Here is a 20,343-nt window from a genome sequence, read left to right as displayed (position 1 = left end):
TGCTAATAAAGTGAATATTGTTTCATTTTACGCATAAAGGGGATGGGTGTATTGAATTTAGTTGAAAAGGTAAGACAACAGGCTTTCGAACAACCAGAAAAAACAGCGTACTATTTTTTAGGTAAGGGCACGTCATATGGGGAATTGGAGCAAACCGTTGCACGATTTGCTGCAGCCTTGGAAGATTTAGGTGTACAAAAGGGCGATCATGTCGCATTTTTACTTGGTAATACACCACATTTCATCATTAGTCTTTACGCGTCTATGCGTATTGGTGCTGTCGCGATTCCAATTAATCCAATTTATACAGCAGATGAAATTTCCTATATTATTAAAAATGGTGATGTAAAGGTTGTTATCGCACTGGATTTACTATTACCGCTTGTGGAAGCAGGGGTGCATGGATTACCACAGGTTGAACAGTATATTATTTGCGAAACGACACCGGAAATCGGTGAGAAATATGCGGCACTTTCGGATGGTGCAAAAGAAAAAACAAAGCTGTTTTCACAAGTGCTGGCTTCAACCGCTCGTACGACAGAGCCGGTAGAGTTAGCTCCGGACGATACAGCTATTATTTTATATACTTCCGGTACAACGGGTCATCCAAAGGGCGCAATGCTGACACATAATAACCTGTTTTCTAATGCACGTGATATTGGGGATTATTTGCAAATGACGACGGATGATCGTGTTATTGCAACATTACCGGTATTCCATGTATTTGCATTAACAGTTGTGGTGAACTCACCATTAACGCGGGGAGCGACAATATTATTGGCACCACGCTTTAGTCCAGGAGAAATTTTCCAACTAGCATCGACATATAAGGCAACTGTATTTGCAGGAGTACCGACAATGTTTAATTTCCTATATCAATATGACCAAGGTGACATATCGGCATTTTCAAGCGTTCGATTGACTATCTCTGGGGGAGCATCATTACCTGTTTCATTACTACATAACTTTGAGCAAAAGTTTAATGTACGAATTTCTGAAGGCTACGGTTTATCAGAGGCTTCACCGGTAACATGCTTTAATCCTATTGACCGTGAACGTAAACCAGGTTCAATCGGGCAATCGATTGTGAATGTTGAAAATAAAATTGTTGATGAAAACGGCGATGAAGTAGGAGTCGGTGAAGTCGGCGAATTAATCGTTCGTGGACCAAACGTAATGAAGGGCTATTACAAAATGCCGGAAGAAACGGCTGTTGCGATTCGTGATGGCTGGTTATATACAGGCGATTTAGCGAGAAGAGATGAGGAAGATTACTTCTACATCGTAGATCGCAAAAAGGATTTAATAATTGTAGGCGGTTACAATGTGTATCCTCGTGAAGTAGAGGAAGTATTGTTCTCACATGAAGGGATAGTAGAAGCAGCAGTTGTTGGCTTCCCTGACCGGGATTTTGGTGAGGCGGTACATGCATATGTTGTATTAAAAGATCCGTCTGTTACAATTGACGACATTCGAGCATACTGTGCAAAGCATATTGTAAAATACAAAGTGCCGTCTGTCATTGAAATATTGGACGAACTTCCAAAGAATACAACAGGCAAAATTCTACGACGCTCTTTAAAAGAAATCGCAAAAGCATAACATACAAACACCTATTGCACTTGTGATAGGTGTTTTGCTGTTTAATGAGGATAGCATTTTGAGCGTAGAGACGGCGCCTTCTACTGTAAGTGCCGCCTATATAGCGTAACGGTACAAAGGCAGACACAATAGGTTTGGCGGGAGTCTCAAGCCGTAATAATAGCAGTAGAAAAGGTGCGACGTTTACGGAGTGCCTTTACTACTGCTATTCGGCTCCCGCCAAAAATGAAACGCCACTTAATAGAAATCTTTATATAGAACAAATTTCTGGGGTTATTAGTCTTGAATATAAAAAGTTATACTAATAATATTTTGAAATTTCAAATAGAAAATGGTAGAGTACTATTACGGAAATCGAAATAAATTACGAGGTGAGATAATGACAAATTACATAACGAAAGAAAGTTTATTTGAAATTCAATCAGTCACAAATCCAATACTTGCACCAAATGAAAAAGAGGCATTATTTATACGCACTCAACTGAATGAAGAAGAGAATAACTACAATGCGCACCTGTTTCATATTGACTTGGAATCAGGGGAAACAACGCAATGGACATACGGGAATGAACGAGTTTCAAGTCCACAATGGTCACCAGACGGCAAACAAGTTGCATTTTTGGCAAAGCGCAAAGAAAAGCAGCAGCTCTATATTTTAAATAGCCGTGGAGGTGAAGCACAGGAATTAACGACATTTCCAAATGGCGTTAATTCATATTTATGGAGCCCATGTGGCGAGAAGCTTTGGATTACAAGTACTGTTAAAAAGGGCTTGAGCATCACAGAACAGGAAGAAAAAGAAGAGAAGAAAGTTCCGAAAGCATATATAGTCGATAAAATGAAATACAAAGCAGATGGCGTTGGGTTATTACCACAAGAACGCTATTCACATATTGCTAAGGTTGATTTAGCGACAAAAGAAGTGAGTGCTTTTACAGAAGGTGATTTTTCTCATAGTTTACAAGGGATATCACATGATGGAAAAACATTGGTTATTGCAGTAAATCGTGTAGAAAATACTGACGACGTATTCCGTACACCATTATTTTTAGTCGATGTAGAAACAAAAGAAGAGACAGTATTAATTGATGTGGATGGCTACTATGGTGGAGCGGAATTTTCATTTGATGACCGTTACATAGCATTCGGCGGCTCGGACCATACATACAAAAATGCTACACATGGTCATATTTATATTTATGATAGAGAAACAAAAATGACGCAAAAGCTGACTGAGATGCTGGACGTACCGGTAGGGGATTATGCTGTTGCAGATATCCAGCAAGGTGTTGAAGCTCCTACAGTTATTTGGACTGAAAATAACGATTTATATTTCCAAGTGTCTACAGAGGGAGATATCCGATTATATTATGCTACATTAGAAGGCGCAATTTATCCTGCCTCACCTGAAAATGAACATGTATATGGATATGCTGTTTTCAAGAATGGTAACCGTGCTTTGATCACTGTTTCGAATCCGACATTCCCTGGTGAACTATTTGATTACGATATTACAACGGGCGAGCGTAAGCAGCTAACAGCATTTAATGCCGAGTTTTTAGAGGCAACAACACTTTCAACACCGGAAGCGATTTCGTATGTCGCAAAAGATGGTATAACTGTTCATGGGTGGATTATGAAGCCTGCTCAATATACAGAAGGTAAGAAATATCCATTCATTGTGGAAGTGCATGGTGGACCGCATACATTATATGCGAATACATTTTTCCATGAAATGCAGTTATTAGCGGCACAAGGGTACGGCGTCTTATATGTGAATCCTCGTGGCAGTCATGGTTATAGCCAGGAGTTTGTAGATGGTGTGCGCGGTAATTATGGTGAAGGTGACTATGAGGATATTATGGCTGGTGTTGATTATGCGTTGGAAAATTATGCATGGATTGATGAGTCACGCTTAGGTATTACTGGTGGTAGCTATGGTGGGTTTATGACGAACTGGGTTGTGGGACATACGAATCGCTTTAAAGCAGCGGTTACACAGCGTTCGATTTCAAACTGGATTAGCTTCTACGGTGTATCAGATATCGGTTATTACTTCTCGGAATGGCAAATGCTAGCGGATATGAATGACGTTGAAAAACTATGGCATCATTCGCCGTTAAAGTACGCGGCAAATGTAGAGACACCGCTACTTATTTTACACAGTGAACGTGATTTCCGCTGTCCAATTGAACAAGCAGAGCAGCTGTATGTTACGTTGAAGCGCATGGGGAAAGAAGTAGGATTTGTTCGCTTCCCGGAATGTGATCATAACTTATCACGAACAGGAATTCCAAATTTAAGATTAGAACGATTAGAGCAAATCACAGGCTGGTTTGAGAAATATTTATAAAAAGTAAACAGGGTATCCCGTAGTGGGAGCCCTGTTTTTTTGATTAGAGAAGGTTTATTTCCCTTTAAACTGCGGGGGTCTTTTTTCAGAAAAGGCGTTTAGTGCTTCAATGCGATCTTCTGTAGGAATTGTTAGTTCATATGCTTTGCGTTCAATTTGAAGCCCGGTTTGAATGTCGGTTTTCATTCCTTGCTTTACGGCAAATTTAGCTTGTTGAAGAGCAATCGGTGCATTTTTTAAAATTAATGCTGCAAAATCAGCCGTTACTTCGTGTAAATTTTCCCGAGGCGCTATTTTAGTAACAACTCCGTACTGAAGTGCTTCTGCTGCGGTCATACGCTTAGCAGTTAAAATAAGCTCCAATGCTTTTGCTTCTCCGATTAAACGAGGCAGGCGCTGTGTTCCGCCTGCACCAGGAATGATTCCTAAGCTTGTTTCAGTTAAGCCAAGTGTTACCTGGTCAGCAGCGATACGGAAGTCACAGGCAAGTGCCAGCTCAAGTCCTCCACCAAATGCATACCCATTTAAAACACAAATTGTCGGCTGAGGTAATTGCTCAATAAGTGTAAACACTTCACCAAAACGATTTAAATTGCGTTTGACGAGTGCATCTGGCAATGTTTTACGTTCTTTTAAATCTGCCCCCACAGAAAAAGCTTTATCACCAGCCCCTGTTATAATGACAAGACGAATGTCAGGATGTATTTGAATCGATTCGATTACTTTGCGTAATTCTTCAAGCATTTCATAGTTAAAAGCGTTTAACATATCAGGACGATTAAGTGTTACGTATGCGATAAAATCTTTTTGGTCATATTTAACATTGTTCACATTTACTACCTCCCAAAATTTTGTTACTCTAGTTTTATAGTACAATGTAAATAGTTGAAATTACAACAGATTACATTAATAGTGAAAATATACTATAAGTTGGGAAGGGTTAACTTGGAAGTTTTTATCGGCAGACAGCCAATTTTTAATAAATGCGAAGAAATTATCGCATATGAATTATTGTATCGAAATAATTATGTTAATCAGTTTCCCGATATCGATTCGGATACAGCAACAATCGAGTTATTAATTAATTCGTTTCTTTCTATTGGTATTAAAGAAGTGGCAAATGGCAAACCATCATTTATTAACTTTACAGAAAACTTAATCATGCAAGATTCAATAGACTTTTTAGAACCTGAACAAGTAGTAATTGAAATATTGGAAGACATTTCAATTACTCCTGAACTGATTCAACAACTTAAGATATTAAAAAGAGCAGGTTACAAGCTTGCTTTAGATGATTTTGTAATTGATGAAAAGATCCTAGTATATGACGAACTCTTTCCTCAAATTGATTATATAAAAATTGATTTTTTACATACATCGGAAAATGAACGAAAAGTGATAGAAAGGCTAATTAAATCAAAATTTCCACATATTAAGCTTTTAGCGGAGAAGGTAGAAACGCGCGAACAATTCGAAATTGCAAAACAATCTGGTTACTCTTTATTTCAAGGTTATTTCTTTGAACAGCCTCAAATATTAACCGCAACAGATATACCAGCAAATCTCTTTCAATATTTTCAAATTATATCTTTATTACGTGAAGATGAAACAAATATTGATTTACTAGCAGAAAATATCGAACGTGAAATTTCACTCTCGTATCGGTTATTGAAGTTAATTAACGGTTCCTCTAAGAGAACGAAAAATAAAGTGCGTTCGATAAAGCAGGCGATATTAATGTTAGGGCTGTTGGAACTGCGTCAATGGGTATATATGCTAGCGATGCGCGAGGCGAATTCAAATTGTAATAACGATATCTTTAAAGAGTTAATGTTTGCATCATTATTTAGAGCAAAAGCATGTGAAATAAGTGCTCGCCTGAATTATAAAAAAAATTATTCAGAGTACTTTTTGGTAGGGCTTTTTTCATTAATCGATTCTTTATTACAACGTCCTGTAAACGTTATTGTTACACAATTGCCTTTAGCAGAGGATATTTTGGAAACAATTTCTGGATCACAGACAGATATGACTCCTTACCTTCAATTTAGCACAGCTTTAAGTAAGCTGGATTGGGAAAATTTAATGCCACTAGCGGACCAATTAAATATTTCGACCGATGAGATTTTACCAATGTATGAAGAAGTAAAAGTATGGGTAAATGACACGCTTAATATGAAATAAGCATAAAGTTATACTCTAAGACAATTAGTCTTAGTCTCTCTTTACTTTAATGAAGTTCTCATTTCATGTTGGATTTGCTATAATTCAAAGGAATTTGCAAAAGAAGTGAGGATTAATATGACGTATAGTTCACAAAGTTCAGTGAAAGATAGTATAAAAGAGTATTTATTTGTCATTATAGGAGCGGCAGTCATTGCCTTTGGTTTTAATGTATTTTTATTTCCAAACCAAGTTGCTTCAGGCGGGGTTAGTGGGATAAGTACTATTTTGCATGGTATGTTCGGCTGGAATGCCGGAATTGTACAATATGCATTTAATATTCCTTTATTTATCGCAGGGGTAATTGTACTTGGGAAGAAATTTGGCATTAAATCATTTATCGGTACGATTGCGCTTCCTTTTTTCGTTATTTTAACGGCAAGCTGGGATGCATGGACGTTAAATCCGTTATTAGGGTCAATTTTTGGTGGGATTGTTGTCGGGTTAGGTATTGGACTCGTATTTAAAGGAAATGCTTCTACAGGTGGAACAGATTTACTTGCACAAATTATAACAAAATTTACAGGCCTGACTTTAGGGACGAGCGTATTGTTTATTGATGGAGTCATCGCTGTTAGTGCGGCGATTGTTTTTGATTTGGAAAAAGGACTTTATGCTTTAATCGGTCTTTATGTAACAACAAAAACTATCGATATTGTTCAGCTTGGTTTTAGTCAATCGAAAATGGTTTATATCATTACTCGAAAAGAAACAGAAGTGCGCGATGCGATTTATAAAGAAGTTAATCGTGGAATTACGAAGCTTCCTGCATATGGTGGCTATACGGGTGAGGAGCGGCCGGTATTGATGGTTGTCGTCTATCAAACAGAGTTCACAAAGCTGAAACAAGTGTTGAAAGCCGTTGATCCAGAAGCATTTGTTATCGTTTCAGATGCCTATGAAGTGTTAGGAGAAGGTTTCAAAAAAGTATAAGTTTGTTATAATTAGCAGTGTATTAGTAATACGTTTTTGGAGGGGTTTAGAGTGAAAAAAGGTTTACTTACATTAGTATTTGGCTCAGCACTATTTTTAGCAGCATGTGGTGGGGATGATTCGGCAACAAACGGCGAAACAGCAGAAGTCGATGGTGAAAAAGTCGTTAAACAATCCTGTGCAACATGTCATGGTGGTCAATTACAGGGTGGCAGTGCTCCAGCATTGGATAAATTAGGAGCGAAATATTCTGAAGAAGAGATTTTAGATATTATTTTAAATGGTAAAGACCGTATGCCTCCTGGGATTGTAAAAGGCGAAAAGGCTGAAGCGGCTGCAGAGTATTTAGCAACTTTAAAATAACAAACGAAACGATGGGCAAATGAGCTTCATCGTTTTTTTTGTTGACCGGGTGTCCGATAACGACTTCATGAAGAAAAGTAAGTTAGTTTTTATATAGGAAATTTATAAGTCATGTTAAAATACTGTATAGATGTCAGGAGATAGGAGCGTACCAATTCATGATTCAAGTAATTGCAAAAGATGTTATGGAAAAATTCAATTTAAAGCTGGTAAGTGGAGAAGAAGGGATTGGACGTTATATAACGACGAGTGATATTTCACGACCGGGTTTGGAAATGGCGGGTTATTTTACACATTACCCGGCTGATCGGGTCCAGTTATTAGGGAAAACAGAGCTATCATTTTTTGAGATGCTGCCTGAAGAAGATAAAATTAGTCGGATGAAGCGTCTATGTTCGGATGAAACGCCAGCTATTATTATTTCACGTGATTTAGAGGTGCCACAAGAACTTATCGATGCATCCAACGAGAATCATGTACCAGTATTTGTTACAAATCAAACTACAACGTGGTTTTCAAGCCGGTTAACGAACTTTTTGGAAAGTAAGCTTGCTCCAACAACGGCAGTGCATGGTGTTCTTGTCGATGTATATGGGATTGGTGTATTAATAATGGGGAAAAGCGGTGTCGGTAAAAGTGAAACAGCACTTGAACTAGTAAAAAAAGGGCATCGTTTAGTAGCGGATGATAGCGTGGAAATTCGTCAAGAAGGAGAAAATATGCTCGTCGGAAGCCCCCCACCGTTATTAGAGCATTTGCTTGAAATACGAGGAATCGGTATCATTGATATTATGACGCTATTTGGCGCAAGTGCTATTCGTCCATATAAGCGGATTACGTTAATTATCGAACTTGAAACGTGGGATCCTGAAAAGTTTTATGATCGTCTAGGACTTGATGAAGAAAAGATGAAAATTATTGATACGGATGTAACAAAACTAACAGTTCCAGTTCAGCCTGGTCGAAATGTATCGGTAATTATTGAAGTGGCAGCTATGAATTACCGTCTGAAAAAAATGGGTGTTAATGCAGCAGAGGAATTTTCACGTCGTTTAGATGATATGCTTGTCGTAAATGATGAAATGGACGATTATTAATAGTGATAAAGATTGATGAGGGGAGAATTTTATGGATACAAATTTATTAGCGATTAATCCTGTAGCGTTTCATCTCGGACCAATTCCGGTAAACTGGTACGGCATTATTATCGGGTTAGGCATAATTATTGCTTATTTTTTGGCACAAAGGGAGTCGGTACGCCGTGGATTCGATCAGGAATTTATAGCAGATCTACTCATTTGGGCAATACCGATTGCGATTTTATCTGCACGGGTATACTATGTCGTGATGAAGTGGGATTATTATGGCCAAAATCCTGGGCGCATTATTGAAATTTGGAATGGTGGTATTGCCATTCATGGTGCGTTAATTGGTTCATTTATTACTGCATATATTTTCACGAGAAAGCGTAAAGTAAGCTTCTTAAAATTAGCCGATATTGCTGCACCGAGTATTTTGGTTGGACAGATTATTGGTCGCTGGGGCAACTTCGTCAATCAAGAAGCTTATGGTGGTCCAGTGTCGCGTGAGTTTTTAGAAGGTTTATTTATACCGAACTGGATTATTGAACAAATGTATATTAGAGAAGAAGGTACATATGTCCATCCGACATTTTTATATGAATCATTATGGAATGTTGTCGGATTAGTAATTTTACTGTTTGCCCGCAAATTAAATTGGCGACGTGGGGAAATGTTTTTCTTCTATTTAATATGGTATTCGGTAGGACGATTCTTTATCGAAGGATTGCGTACAGATAGTCTATATATAGGGGAAGAGTTATTACGTTCTGCGCAAGTTGTATCCATTATTGGGATTGCCATTGGTATTATCGGTATTGTTTACCGCAGAATATATGTCAAACCGGCTGTTCATTATTTAGATGATGAAAAAAAACCAGTAGCTACAAAAAAGAAAAATAAAAAGAAATAATAGTATTACCGTTTGCATCAGTGCAAACGGTTTTTTGAAAAGAAAGAGGCAATGGATATGAAAACAAAAGCATTATTATTTGACTTTGATGGTACGTTACTCAATACAAATGAATTAATCATCCAAACGTTTATGTATATTTTTGACGAAAAATTTCCCGGGCAATATTCGACAGTAGATTGCCTGAAATTCATCGGTCCGTCACTAAAACAGACTTTTGACGAATTAACACCCGGTGAAACAGAAATAATGATTGCTAAATACAGAGAGTGGAGTACGGCAAACCATGATTCGTTAGTAACTGGCTATGATGCGGTAGTTGAAACGTTAGAAGAGCTACATGCATTAGGAATTAAAATGGCAATTGTTTCTACGAAAAGCAGAGAAGGTTTAGCCCGCGGAATGAAAATTTTACAGGCAGAGCACTTATTTGATGCGATTATCGGTTTAGATGATGTCGAACATGTGAAACCACATCCTGAGCCGGTTCTTTTAGCGTTACAAAAGCTTGGCGTCGATAAGAGTGAAGCAATAATGATTGGTGATAACTCGCATGATATTGAAGGCGGGAAGAATGCTGGTGTTCGAACAGCTGGTGTTGCCTGGTCTGCAAAGGGTGTCGATTATTTAATGTCTTATGAACCGACATATATGCTGAACCATATGCGTGATTTACTTGAAATTGTGAAAGGGGAGTCTTCATGAGGAGAACCGAACGCTATCGTGTACAAAATGCTAATTCATTGTGGAATGTATATGAAACGGTCTCGTTTTGGAAAGTAATGAAATGCTTTATCGTGATTCAAATTGGGCGTATAACACCTGTTATGTCCTGGAAAAATTGGCTGTACCGTACGTTTTTGAAAATGAAGATCGGCAAACAAGCTTCGCTGGCTCTAATGGTCATGCCGGACTCAATGTTTCCAGAGCGCATTACGGTAGGGGATAATTCCATTATCGGTTTTAATACGACAATTTTAGCGCACGAATATTTAATTGAGGAGTATCGATTGGGTGATGTGGAAATCGGCAGCAATGTTATGGTTGGTGCCAATTCAACGATATTACCAGGTGTGAAAATTGGAGACGGGGCCATTGTCTCTGCTGCAACACTCGTGCATAAAGATGTTCCAGCGGGCGCTATGGCAGGAGGCAACCCAATGCGTATTATTTTCACTGCTGAGCAGATGGAGGAACGTAAAAAGAACGATCAGCCTGTATGGCAAAATTGAATTTGGAGACACTTTGCAAAGGCGAGGTGTCTTTTTTAGTCTTGTCATTTTTGTGGAAAATGAAATCTTCTCAGAAATCCCCGTGTCTAAGATATTTCAGCATATATCATGTATAATGAATTGATATATCAGAAAATTAAATTAACGAATATTCAAGAATCCCATTGACTATAAATACTAGTAGCAGTAAAATACTTTCATACACTAATGATTCATCACTCTAGCGTAGTGAAGTGGAATTACGAAACAGGAAATAATATTCTATTTAAAAAGTTTAGGATGTGTCAAAATGTCATCGATAAAAATGTTTGAAAAACCTCTTGGGATGCGCGATACATTTCCCGATATATATGAAAAACTTGAGCTAATCCGATCGACTGGTCGACAACTGCTGCATACACGGGGTTATGAGTTTATTAAAACACCCTCTGTGGAATATTACGACACAGTTGGGAAAGCGTCGGCAATTTCTGATGCCCGTCTGTTTAAACTTGTTGATAGTCAGGGGAATACACTTGTATTACGCCCGGATATGACAACGCCAATTGCACGTGTCGCAACTTCAAAATTATTAAAAGAAAAAATACCGCAACGATTAGCCTATTTTGCGAATGTATTTAGAGCACAGCAACGCGAAGGTGGTCGCCCAGCGGAATTTGACCAAATGGGTATTGAATTAATCGGCGACAATTCAGTGTTTGCTGATGCGGAAGTCATTATGACTGCGATTGATTTAGTTAAGGGCTTTAATATTACCGATTTCAAAGTCACAATCGGACATGCTGGCGTATTAAGCCGCATATTAAAGGATTATACAGAAAGTGAAGAACAGGCTCTTCATTTAAATGATCTACTCGTACAACGAAATTTTGTGGGCTTTGAAGAAGCTGTCCTAGCATTTGATTTACCGAAAACAAAATCCGATGCATTGTTGGCTTATATTGAAGAAGCGATTAGATTACCTTCTATAGAAGCAATTGAAAAATATGTCCGTAAAAATGATGCGCTTGAATATATGCGCAGCTTAGCAAAAATTTTGGATGCTGCTGGGTATGATGAATACATAGCATTTGATTTTACATTGTCTAGCCATATGAGCTATTACACAGGTATGTTATTTGAAGTATTTGCATCAGGCAGTGGTTTCCCGTTAGGCAATGGTGGTCGCTATGATGGATTATTGCAGCAGTTCGGTTCGCAAGTTGGCGCAACTGGTTTTGGATTACGTGTAGATCGTGTTTTTGAAGCGATGCCAAAAATAGAAATTGTAACAGACAGTGTGCTCGTATTATTTGCATCAGAACGTTTTTCTGAAGCTTTACAAACAGTGAAGCTTTTACGTGAACAAGGTAAGCAAGTGACGTTCCAATCATATGAGGGAATCGAAAATATAGAAGCATTGAAGGCACATTATAAAATAGTTAATGAATTTAAAAGCAGGGAGGCATAAGCAATGACAGAGCTAACGATCGCGATGCCAAAAGGCAGAATTTTTGAAGAGGCATATGAAATGCTGCTCGAGGCTGGTTTCAACCTTCCTGAAGAAGTAGAAATGTCCCGTAAACTAATGATTGAAATTCCAGAGGAAAAGATTAGCTTTATTTTAGCGAAGCCTATGGATGTGCCGGTATACGTTGAGCACGGTGTAGCGGATATTGGAATTGCGGGGAAAGATGTACTGCTTGAGCAACGTCGTACTGTCCACGAGCTGCTTGATCTAAAGATTAGCGAATGCTATATTGCATCAGCGGGTTTACCGAATACGACGATGAGTGAAATTGCACCACGTATTGCGACGAAATATCCGAATATTGCGTTGAAATATTATAAAGGTATTGGAGAGCAAGTCGAAATTATTGAGCTGAATGGTTCGATTGAGCTTGCACCTATGATTGGTTTAGCAGATCGCATTGTCGATATCGTATCAACAGGACGCACATTAAAGGAAAATGGCCTTGTGGAATATGAACATATTGCCGAAGTCTCATCACGTTTGATTGCCAATCCTGTAAGCTATCGTATGAAAAGCGACCGTATTCAAGATTTAGTTACGCGCTTAAAAAAATGTGTGAAATAAGAGAGGCTAAATAGATGAAAATAACAATTTTAAATGATGATATTTCTTTAAAACGCCAACTCGAGCAAGGCAACGAGCAGCAGCTGCAAACCGTTCGTGAAGTAATTCAGCAAGTACGAACAGAAGGGGATGCGGCGATTAAATATTATAGTGAAAAATGGGACGGCTTTGCACCTGAAAATTTACGTGTCTCGGAACAGGAAATTATTGAGGCTGTAAAAAATTTCGATAAGCAATTATATTTCGATTTACAGGAGGCAGCGGATAATATTAGCCTTTATCATAATGAGCAAAAGCGCAGTGGTTTTCGCTTGCCGTTAGCGGACGGTTCATATTTAGGGCAGCGAATTACACCCCTGGATGCAGTAGGGCTTTATGTGCCGGGTGGTTCAGCGGCTTATCCCTCTTCTGTTTTAATGAATGTCATACCGGCGCAAGTTGCAGGGGTGAAGCGTATTGTCATCACATCGCCTGCAGGAAATGATGGGAAGCTGCCGGATGCTGTATTAGTGGCAGCCCATATTCTAGGTGTGACGGAAATTTACAAAGTAGGCGGTGCACAAGCGATTGCGGCACTGGCATACGGAACAGAAACAATTGCACCGATAGATAAAATTACTGGTCCAGGAAATATATTTGTTGCTTTAGCGAAGCGTGAAGTATTTGGCGAAGTGGCGATTGATATGATTGCAGGGCCATCTGAAATTTGTATTTTGGCAGATGAAACTGCCTATGCCGATGAAATTGCGGCAGACCTGTTATCACAGGCAGAGCATGATGCATTGGCTTGTGCGGTACTCATAACGACAAGTGATGATTTGGCGGATGCGGTATCAGACCAGGTAGAAATTCAATTATCCAAATTGCCGCGTGAAGCAATTGCCCGAAAATCAATCGAAAACTTTGGTCATATTTATGTCGCTGAATCGATGAAAGAAGCTGTCCGGGCGGTGAATTCATTAGCACCGGAGCATTTGGAAGTTATTACGGAAAATGCTGAAAAGGTTTCGGAAATGATTACACATGCGGGTGCTATTTTCATCGGGCGTTATAGCTCTGAGCCGGTTGGAGATTATTTTGCCGGTACGAATCACGTATTACCTACAAATTCAACAGCACGCTTTGCAAGTGGATTAAATGTAGATGATTTTATTAAACGAACGAGCGTTGTATATTACAGCGAAAAAACTTGGAAACAGAATTCGCCGAAAATTGCACGTCTTGCACGACTTGAAGGGTTGGAAGGACATGCAAGAGCAGTAGAATCACGGGGCTGGGATAAAGGAGAAGAAGAATGACACGTTTTGCGAAAATCGAACGAAATACAAATGAAACTAAAATTGCAGTAGAGCTTAATATAGATGGTTCTGGGCAAGCTGAAATAAAAACAGGTGTTGGTTTTATGGACCATATGCTTGATTTGTTTATAAAGCACGGATTATTTGACGGGAAAATTATTGCAAATGGCGACACTTGGATAGATGACCACCATACGACAGAGGATATTGGTATCGTATTAGGTCAAGTATTCCGTGAAGCATTAGGTGATAAAAAAGGGATCAAGCGTTACGGAACTGCATTTGTACCGATGGATGATGCATTGGCACAGGTTGTTGTAGATTGTTCGAACCGCCCTCATTTAGAATACCGTATCACACCTCAGCTTAATGCGAAGGTAGGGTCATTTGATACAGAGCTTGTACATGAGTTTTTATGGAAGTTTGCGTTAGAAGCACGTATTAATTTACATGTTATCGTTCCTTATGGACATAATACACACCATATTATTGAAGCAGTTTTTAAAGCGTTGGCACGTGCATTGGATGAAGCAGTTCAAATTGACCCACGTGTGAAAGGCGTACCGTCAACGAAGGGGCTGTTAACGTGAAGATTGGTGTAATTGATTATGGAATGGGTAACTTATTCAGTGTCGAGCAGGCTTTGAAACGCCTTGATGTTGAGGTCGTTGTGTCAAATAGCAAAACGGAACTGGAAACAGCAGATGCTTATGTATTGCCGGGTGTTGGGGCTTTTCCGGATGCAATGAAGCGTTTAAAGGAAACGAGTTTAATTGATTTCATTCGTAATACGAAAAAGCCATTGCTCGGAATTTGCCTAGGAATGCAGCTGATGTTCGAAGAAAGCGATGAAGTGGCTTTAACGAAAGGGCTTGGCATTTTTCAAGGACGTATTCAGCGCTTTGAAGGAGTTTCGCGTATCCCGCATATGGGATGGAACGACTTAACGTTACAGCAAACGCCAAAGTGGCTGGATAGAGATAACCTGCCTGCAGCACGCCATGTATATTTTGTACATTCATTTTATGCGAGCGAATTGGATGAGAAGGAACGGGTTGCTTCGGCGGACTATGAACATATACAAGTACCTGGGATTGTCGCAAAAGACAATTTTACCGGTATGCAGTTCCATCCGGAAAAGTCAGGTCCGTTTGGTATGCATTTGTTGACGGCTTGGGCAGAAGGAGTGAAAGAAGGCGTATGTTAACAAAGCGCATTATTCCATGTTTAGACGTAAAAGAAGGACGCGTAGTAAAAGGGATACAATTTGTTGAACTGAAAGATGCTGGTGATCCGGTAGAATTAGCGAAATTTTATGATGAGCAAGGTGCGGATGAGCTCGTATTTTTGGATATTTCGGCTTCGCATGAAGGGCGTGAAACGATGGTCGATGTTGTCCGCCAAACGGCTTCTTCGTTAGCCATTCCTTTTACTGTAGGTGGCGGTATTCGTACAATTGAAGATATGAAACGGATTTTACGTGCCGGTGCAGATAAAGTATCAGTTAATACTTCTGCTTTAGAGCGTCCAGAGCTAATTAAAGAAGGCGCGGATTACTTCGGTGCACAATGCATCGTTTGTGCGATTGATGCGAGATATTCTGATGAAGACGGTACATGGATGGTGTATACACACGGTGGCCGTAACAAAACGTCTTGGAAAGCAGTCGATTGGGCAAAAGAAGCGGTAAATTTAGGTGCAGGGGAAATCCTGCTTACATCTATGAACCAAGATGGTGAAAAATCCGGCTTTGATTTAGCGTTAACGAAGGCCGTAAGAGATGCTGTTACAGTACCGGTCATTGCAAGTGGTGGCGCGGGTAATGCAGAACATTTCCGTGAAGTACTGCAGGATGTTGATACAGATGCCGCACTAGCTGCGAGCATTTTCCACTATAAAGAAACGAGCGTAGCAGAAGTGAAAAGCTACCTAAAAGAAAAAGGGGTACGTGTACGATGAATGTTAAATTTAATGAACAAGGGCTAATTACTGCAGTAGTACAGGATGCCCAATCAAAAGAAGTATTAACGGTTGCATATATGAACGAAGAATCCCTGAAAAAAACGATTGAAACGAATGAAACTTGGTTTTACTCTCGTTCCCGCCAGGAGCTATGGCATAAGGGGGCAACAAGTGGTAATACACAAAAGGTTGTTTCAATTAAAACAGATTGTGATCAAGATGCATTAGTAATTGAAGTTGTTCCTGCGGGTCCGGCTTGTCATAACGGGACAACATCTTGCTTTACAGAAAGCTTGGTAGAAAACGAGCGACCTGGTACTGTAGCAATTTTACCGCAGCTTGTGGAAGTCATTAAACAGCGTGAAATTGATATGCCTGAAGGGGCGTATACGACGTATTTATTCGATAAAGGCATTGATAAAATCTGCAAAAAAGTTGGGGAAGAGGCAACGGAAGTAGTAATCGGTGCGAAAAACCGTGACAAGGAAGAAGTGAAATGGGAATCTGCTGACCTTCTTTATCACTTGCTTGTGTTACTTCAAGAACAAAAAGTGGATGTATATGAAGTGCTCGATGTGTTACAAAAACGACATGAAGGTAAGAAGCAATAACCATAGAGAGATTCCGTTGTTTGCAAACATGATTTAAGTACATATTTGCTACATATGCTATAATGGGAAGAATTGATTAAGGGACGACACTTGTGCGTTCCTTATTTCTTTGTTTATTTCTCAGTGGCTGTCAAAAGACCGCTGAACGAAATATAAGCTTCGGATGGGTGTCTTACGGGTATTCTCTTAAAGGAGAAGCCATACTGACCGACATCCTGTGAATGGGATGGAATATGACGAGGCGTATTTTACTACAAATGAGCATACGATACACTTCGTATTGAATTATATAAAGGTATTGAACGGAAATGACTCGGAGGAATTTTATTGGAAAATAAACGTTTAAAAGCAAAAACAACAAATGTCGTGTCGTTTGTTCCAAATGGTGATTATTATTACAACATAGCATTAAAAGCAATTGATCGGGACGAAATGGATAAAGCATATAAGTTTATTAAGCGCGCAGCAGATTTAAGTCCAGATGATGCGCACGTGTTATTGCAATACGGAATTTTGGAAATGGAATTGCAAAACTTTGAACATGCCTATGAATTAATCCACACCGCTTATAGTCTTGAGCCGAATGAAGCTGAAATTATATTTATGCTGGCAGAAGTTTCGGGCTGTATCGGACATATTGCTGATGCACAAAAGTACGCAGCCCGGTATTTAGAAATGGAACCCAATGGTGCATACATAGAGGATGCTTCTGAAATATTGGAGTTTGTCGACTATGTAGGCGAAGAGATTGATGACATGGACGAATTTGAAGGGGCGAAGCATGTGGCCCAGGAAAAAGCCCGTCGTCATATGGAACAAGGGGATTTCCAGGCTGCAATTGAAATGTTGGAGCAAATGATTGAGGAATACCCGGATTTGTGGAATGCGTATAATAACTTGGCGCTAGCCTACTTTTATATTGGTGATGCTGAACAGGCTCGCGCACTTTTATATAAAGTGCTGCGTGAAAACACGGGTAATCTCCATGCAATTTGCAACTTAACAGTGTTTGCATATTATGAGAGAAATACTGAAGAGCTTGAGAATCTATTATCAATATTAAAGAAAATCCAACCTTTTGAATGGGATAATCGCTATAAGCTAGGTGCAACATTGGCACTAATCGGTCAATATGAAGAAGCGTATAAATGGCTGCGTTCAATGAGTAAAAAAGGATATGAAGGGGATCCAGGTTTTTATTTTTGGCTTGCCCAATCTGCCTATTTTACAGGACATGAGGCAGTAGCCAACGATTCGTGGAAAAGGTTGATTCAGCTGGACCCTACAAAAGAAGGTATGGAACCATGGAAAAGTAATGAAGGAACGATTTTTGGGGATTCGGCTGAAAATCACCGAGAGTTCATTATTCGCCAATTATCAGATGAGCATGAATCAAGCCGTTTATTCGGACTTTTTTTATTAAAGCGTTCTGCGTTTAAGCAGGAAATTGTAGCACATCCTACTATTTTAGATGTTGAAAAATTTTCGGGATTGGAAAAGCTTTGTCTAGCCTATGCCCTTGAATATGATTTCAATAAAAATAGTAACGAGGAAAAGCATTTCCTACGTTTTATGGAAGTTGCGGAACTTATTACAGAGACTAATGAATCGATTTCATTGGAAGTTGCACAAATATTAAGCACGTGGTTTGCACTGGGCGAAATCGCTTTCCAGCAAGGATATGCGTTTAAAAATAGTGCTGCACTAGCTGCTGCGGTTGAATATTCATATAACATTGCACTCGAAAAAAAGGTGACGAAAAAAACAATTGCAGGCAAATACGGGATTTCAACTGCGACATTAACGAAGTATAGTGATGAATTGTATGAATTCATACCAGCTGACTTTGAATAGGCAGTAAATTTGTATTTATCCAAGCAATCTTATACGATAAAATTATCGTTATTGTACACGTAAGAGGAGGATCAACATGTCTGAAGAAAAAATTTATGATGTAGTAATTATCGGAGCAGGTCCAGCAGGTATGACGGCTGCGGTTTATGCATCACGCGCAAACTTAGCAACATTAATGATTGAAAGAGGTATTCCTGGTGGTCAAATGGCTAGTACTGAAGAAGTAGAAAACTACCCAGGTTTCGATACAATTTTAGGACCAGAGCTATCTACAAAAATGTTCGAGCACGCGAAAAAATTTGGTGCAGAATATGCTTACGGTGATGTTTCCGAAGTAATCGATGGTGAAGAATATAAAATTATCGTTTCAGGTAAAAAACAATACAAAACACGTACAATCATTATTACAACAGGTGCAGAATATAAAAAATTAGGCATTCCAGGTGAAACAGAGCTGGGTGGTCGTGGTGTAAGTTATTGTGCTGTATGTGATGGTGCATTCTTCAAGCAGAAAAATCTGATTGTCATCGGTGGCGGAGACTCTGCTGTTGAAGAAGGTATTTACTTAACACGCTTCGCAGACAAAGTAACAATTGTTCACCGCCGTGATAAATTACGTGCTCAAAAGATTATACAAGATCGTGCATTTGCCAATGAAAAAATAGATTTCATCTGGAATACACAAGTGAAGGAAATTCATGAAGTGGACGGCAAAGTTGGTAAAGTAACATTAGTTTCAACGGTTGATGGCGCTGAAAAAGAAATGCAGGCAGATGGCGTATTCGTATATGTTGGCACGCTTCCATTGACAGCTCCTTTTGCTTCATTGAACATTTTAAATGAAGCAGGCTACATTGTAACAAATGAAAAAATGGAAACAGCTATTCCAGGTATTTATGCAGCGGGTGATGTCCGTGAGAAAATGCTGCGCCAAATTGTAACAGCTACAGGCGATGGCAGTATTGCTGCACAATCAGCTCAACATTACATCGAAGAAACAAAAGAAAAAATAAATCAATAAATCCTTAACATAAATGTAATCTTTTCGTTACAAAATAAGGGTATACTAAAAGAAGAATTTGTTTTAACCCCCTTATATTTTTATCCTTAGGTTGTTTCTAGCGCGATCTGCGCTGAAACAACCTCTTTTTGTGCGGAAATTTAGATAATACGACACCAACTCCTTTATTTACTAACAGGACAAATGGTACGAGTGCTTTTACGTAATGCCTGGTACAAGGTATAATAGAAATATAAGCATTAGAAAAACAGATTTTGCGTACAATAGCGTGAGAGCTATCTGTACTTATGTGGATTACCTTGACAGCATATAGTTTTATATCCACTAATGAAAGAATTGAGGTGTTACGTATGCAACGTATTACAAATTTACTAGCTATAAAAGACGGCAAAGTGCTGTTGCTCCAAAAACCGAGAAGAGGTTGGTTTGTTGCACCCGGCGGCAAAATGGAGCTGGGAGAATCCATCTATGAATCAGCTGTTCGTGAATTTCAGGAAGAAACGAATTTAAAACCTATAAATGTCCATTTAAAAGGCATCTATACAATGGTCATAAAAAATGAAGATACAGTCGTCGATGAATGGATGCTCTATACATTTATTGCTTCTGATGTAGAAGGAACACCGTTTACTGAAACACGTGAAGGCATTTTGGACTGGTATCCAGTGGAGCAGTTAAACGAACTTCCGATGGCAGCAGGTGACCGGACAAATTTATTGTTTGCAATAGCCAATAAAGGCATGCAATATGGTACATTTGAGTACACAGAGGATTTTGAGCTATTAAGTGAGACCATTCAACACTCAATAGAACAAAACTAGA

At 39.1% G+C, this 20,343-nt stretch carries 20 protein-coding genes; 19 read left to right on the top strand and 1 reads right to left on the bottom strand.

The window, feature by feature from the left end; genetic code table 11:
- Positions 1-51 precede the first annotated feature (51 nt).
- Both SNE38_RS01730 and SNE38_RS01725 read left to right on the top strand, forming a co-directional pair.
- Positions 52-1,602 carry a fatty acid--CoA ligase family protein gene (locus tag SNE38_RS01730; protein WP_191704405.1) on the top strand — a complete coding sequence of 517 codons (1,551 nt, stop codon included), beginning with the start codon at positions 52-54 and terminating at the stop codon, positions 1,600-1,602.
- Positions 1,603-1,981: 379 nt separating this feature from the next.
- Positions 1,982-3,955 carry an alpha/beta hydrolase family protein gene (locus SNE38_RS01725; protein ID WP_191704404.1) on the top strand — a complete coding sequence of 658 codons (1,974 nt, stop codon included), beginning with the start codon at positions 1,982-1,984 and terminating at the stop codon, positions 3,953-3,955.
- 54 nt (positions 3,956-4,009) lie between these two features.
- Here SNE38_RS01725 and SNE38_RS01720 read toward each other — a convergent pair whose 3' ends face one another.
- A complete protein-coding gene (locus SNE38_RS01720) occupies positions 4,010-4,786 on the bottom strand; it encodes an enoyl-CoA hydratase-related protein (protein ID WP_191704403.1) in 777 nt (258 codons plus the stop codon).
- 114 nt (positions 4,787-4,900) lie between these two features.
- Here SNE38_RS01720 and SNE38_RS01715 point away from each other — a divergent pair, with 114 nt between their 5' ends.
- From SNE38_RS01715 to SNE38_RS01635, 17 genes are all read left to right on the top strand, one after another.
- On the top strand, positions 4,901-6,139 hold the full coding sequence (locus tag SNE38_RS01715; RefSeq protein ID WP_191704402.1) for an EAL and HDOD domain-containing protein: 1,239 nt from the start codon (positions 4,901-4,903) through the stop codon (positions 6,137-6,139).
- Positions 6,140-6,256: 117 nt separating this feature from the next.
- Positions 6,257-7,111: a YitT family protein gene (locus SNE38_RS01710; RefSeq protein WP_191704401.1), complete on the top strand. Its 855-nt coding sequence runs from the start codon at positions 6,257-6,259 to the stop codon at positions 7,109-7,111.
- A gap of 51 nt (positions 7,112-7,162) precedes the next feature.
- Positions 7,163-7,474 (top strand): cytochrome c551, encoded by a 312-nt coding sequence (gene cccB / locus SNE38_RS01705; RefSeq protein WP_191699515.1) that lies wholly within the window; start codon positions 7,163-7,165, stop codon positions 7,472-7,474.
- Positions 7,475-7,632: 158 nt separating this feature from the next.
- The gene (hprK, locus tag SNE38_RS01700; protein ID WP_191704400.1) at positions 7,633-8,571 is read left to right on the top strand and encodes an HPr(Ser) kinase/phosphatase; all 939 of its coding nucleotides are present in this window, start codon (positions 7,633-7,635) and stop codon (positions 8,569-8,571) included.
- A gap of 31 nt (positions 8,572-8,602) precedes the next feature.
- Positions 8,603-9,466, top strand: coding sequence for a prolipoprotein diacylglyceryl transferase (gene lgt / locus SNE38_RS01695; RefSeq protein WP_336045762.1), 864 nt, complete (start codon positions 8,603-8,605; stop codon positions 9,464-9,466).
- Between the two features lie 57 nt (positions 9,467-9,523).
- Entirely contained in the window at positions 9,524-10,171 is a 648-nt protein-coding gene (gene ppaX / locus SNE38_RS01690; RefSeq protein ID WP_191704398.1) for a pyrophosphatase PpaX, read from the top strand.
- Positions 10,168-10,698: an acyltransferase gene (locus tag SNE38_RS01685; protein ID WP_191704397.1), complete on the top strand. Its 531-nt coding sequence runs from the start codon at positions 10,168-10,170 to the stop codon at positions 10,696-10,698. Before ppaX ends, SNE38_RS01685 begins: the two co-directional genes overlap by 4 nt.
- A 289-nt stretch (positions 10,699-10,987) precedes the next feature.
- A complete protein-coding gene (locus SNE38_RS01680; RefSeq protein ID WP_191704396.1) occupies positions 10,988-12,148 on the top strand; it encodes an ATP phosphoribosyltransferase regulatory subunit in 1,161 nt (386 codons plus the stop codon).
- A gap of 3 nt (positions 12,149-12,151) precedes the next feature.
- Positions 12,152-12,775, top strand: coding sequence for an ATP phosphoribosyltransferase (gene hisG / locus SNE38_RS01675; protein WP_191699521.1), 624 nt, complete (start codon positions 12,152-12,154; stop codon positions 12,773-12,775).
- A gap of 14 nt (positions 12,776-12,789) precedes the next feature.
- Entirely contained in the window at positions 12,790-14,073 is a 1,284-nt protein-coding gene (gene hisD / locus SNE38_RS01670) for a histidinol dehydrogenase (RefSeq protein WP_336045761.1), read from the top strand.
- Positions 14,070-14,663 carry an imidazoleglycerol-phosphate dehydratase HisB gene (gene hisB, locus SNE38_RS01665; protein WP_191704394.1) on the top strand — a complete coding sequence of 198 codons (594 nt, stop codon included), beginning with the start codon at positions 14,070-14,072 and terminating at the stop codon, positions 14,661-14,663. The genes hisD and hisB overlap by 4 nt, the downstream gene beginning before the upstream one ends.
- Positions 14,660-15,280 (top strand): imidazole glycerol phosphate synthase subunit HisH, encoded by a 621-nt coding sequence (hisH, locus tag SNE38_RS01660; RefSeq protein ID WP_191704393.1) that lies wholly within the window; start codon positions 14,660-14,662, stop codon positions 15,278-15,280. Before hisB ends, hisH begins: the two co-directional genes overlap by 4 nt.
- Positions 15,274-16,032, top strand: coding sequence for an imidazole glycerol phosphate synthase subunit HisF (hisF, locus tag SNE38_RS01655; RefSeq protein WP_191704392.1), 759 nt, complete (start codon positions 15,274-15,276; stop codon positions 16,030-16,032). The genes hisH and hisF overlap by 7 nt, the downstream gene beginning before the upstream one ends.
- Positions 16,029-16,646, top strand: a complete 618-nt coding sequence (gene hisIE, locus SNE38_RS01650; RefSeq protein ID WP_336045760.1) for a bifunctional phosphoribosyl-AMP cyclohydrolase/phosphoribosyl-ATP diphosphatase HisIE — start codon at positions 16,029-16,031, stop codon at positions 16,644-16,646. The genes hisF and hisIE overlap by 4 nt, the downstream gene beginning before the upstream one ends.
- A 327-nt stretch (positions 16,647-16,973) precedes the next feature.
- Positions 16,974-18,500: a tetratricopeptide repeat protein gene (locus SNE38_RS01645; protein ID WP_336045759.1), complete on the top strand. Its 1,527-nt coding sequence runs from the start codon at positions 16,974-16,976 to the stop codon at positions 18,498-18,500.
- A 76-nt stretch (positions 18,501-18,576) separates the two neighbouring features.
- Positions 18,577-19,521 (top strand): thioredoxin-disulfide reductase, encoded by a 945-nt coding sequence (gene trxB / locus SNE38_RS01640; protein ID WP_191704389.1) that lies wholly within the window; start codon positions 18,577-18,579, stop codon positions 19,519-19,521.
- A 350-nt stretch (positions 19,522-19,871) separates the two neighbouring features.
- Positions 19,872-20,342 carry an NUDIX hydrolase gene (locus tag SNE38_RS01635; RefSeq protein ID WP_336045758.1) on the top strand — a complete coding sequence of 157 codons (471 nt, stop codon included), beginning with the start codon at positions 19,872-19,874 and terminating at the stop codon, positions 20,340-20,342.
- The last annotated feature ends 1 nt before the right edge of the window (position 20,343 follow it).

The organism is Solibacillus ferritrahens (assembly GCF_037027585.1).
In the GTDB taxonomy this organism is placed as follows: domain Bacteria; phylum Bacillota; class Bacilli; order Bacillales_A; family Planococcaceae; genus Solibacillus; species Solibacillus ferritrahens.
Note: the sequence above shows the minus strand (reverse complement) of the source record. Positions and strands in the feature narration are given on the sequence as shown.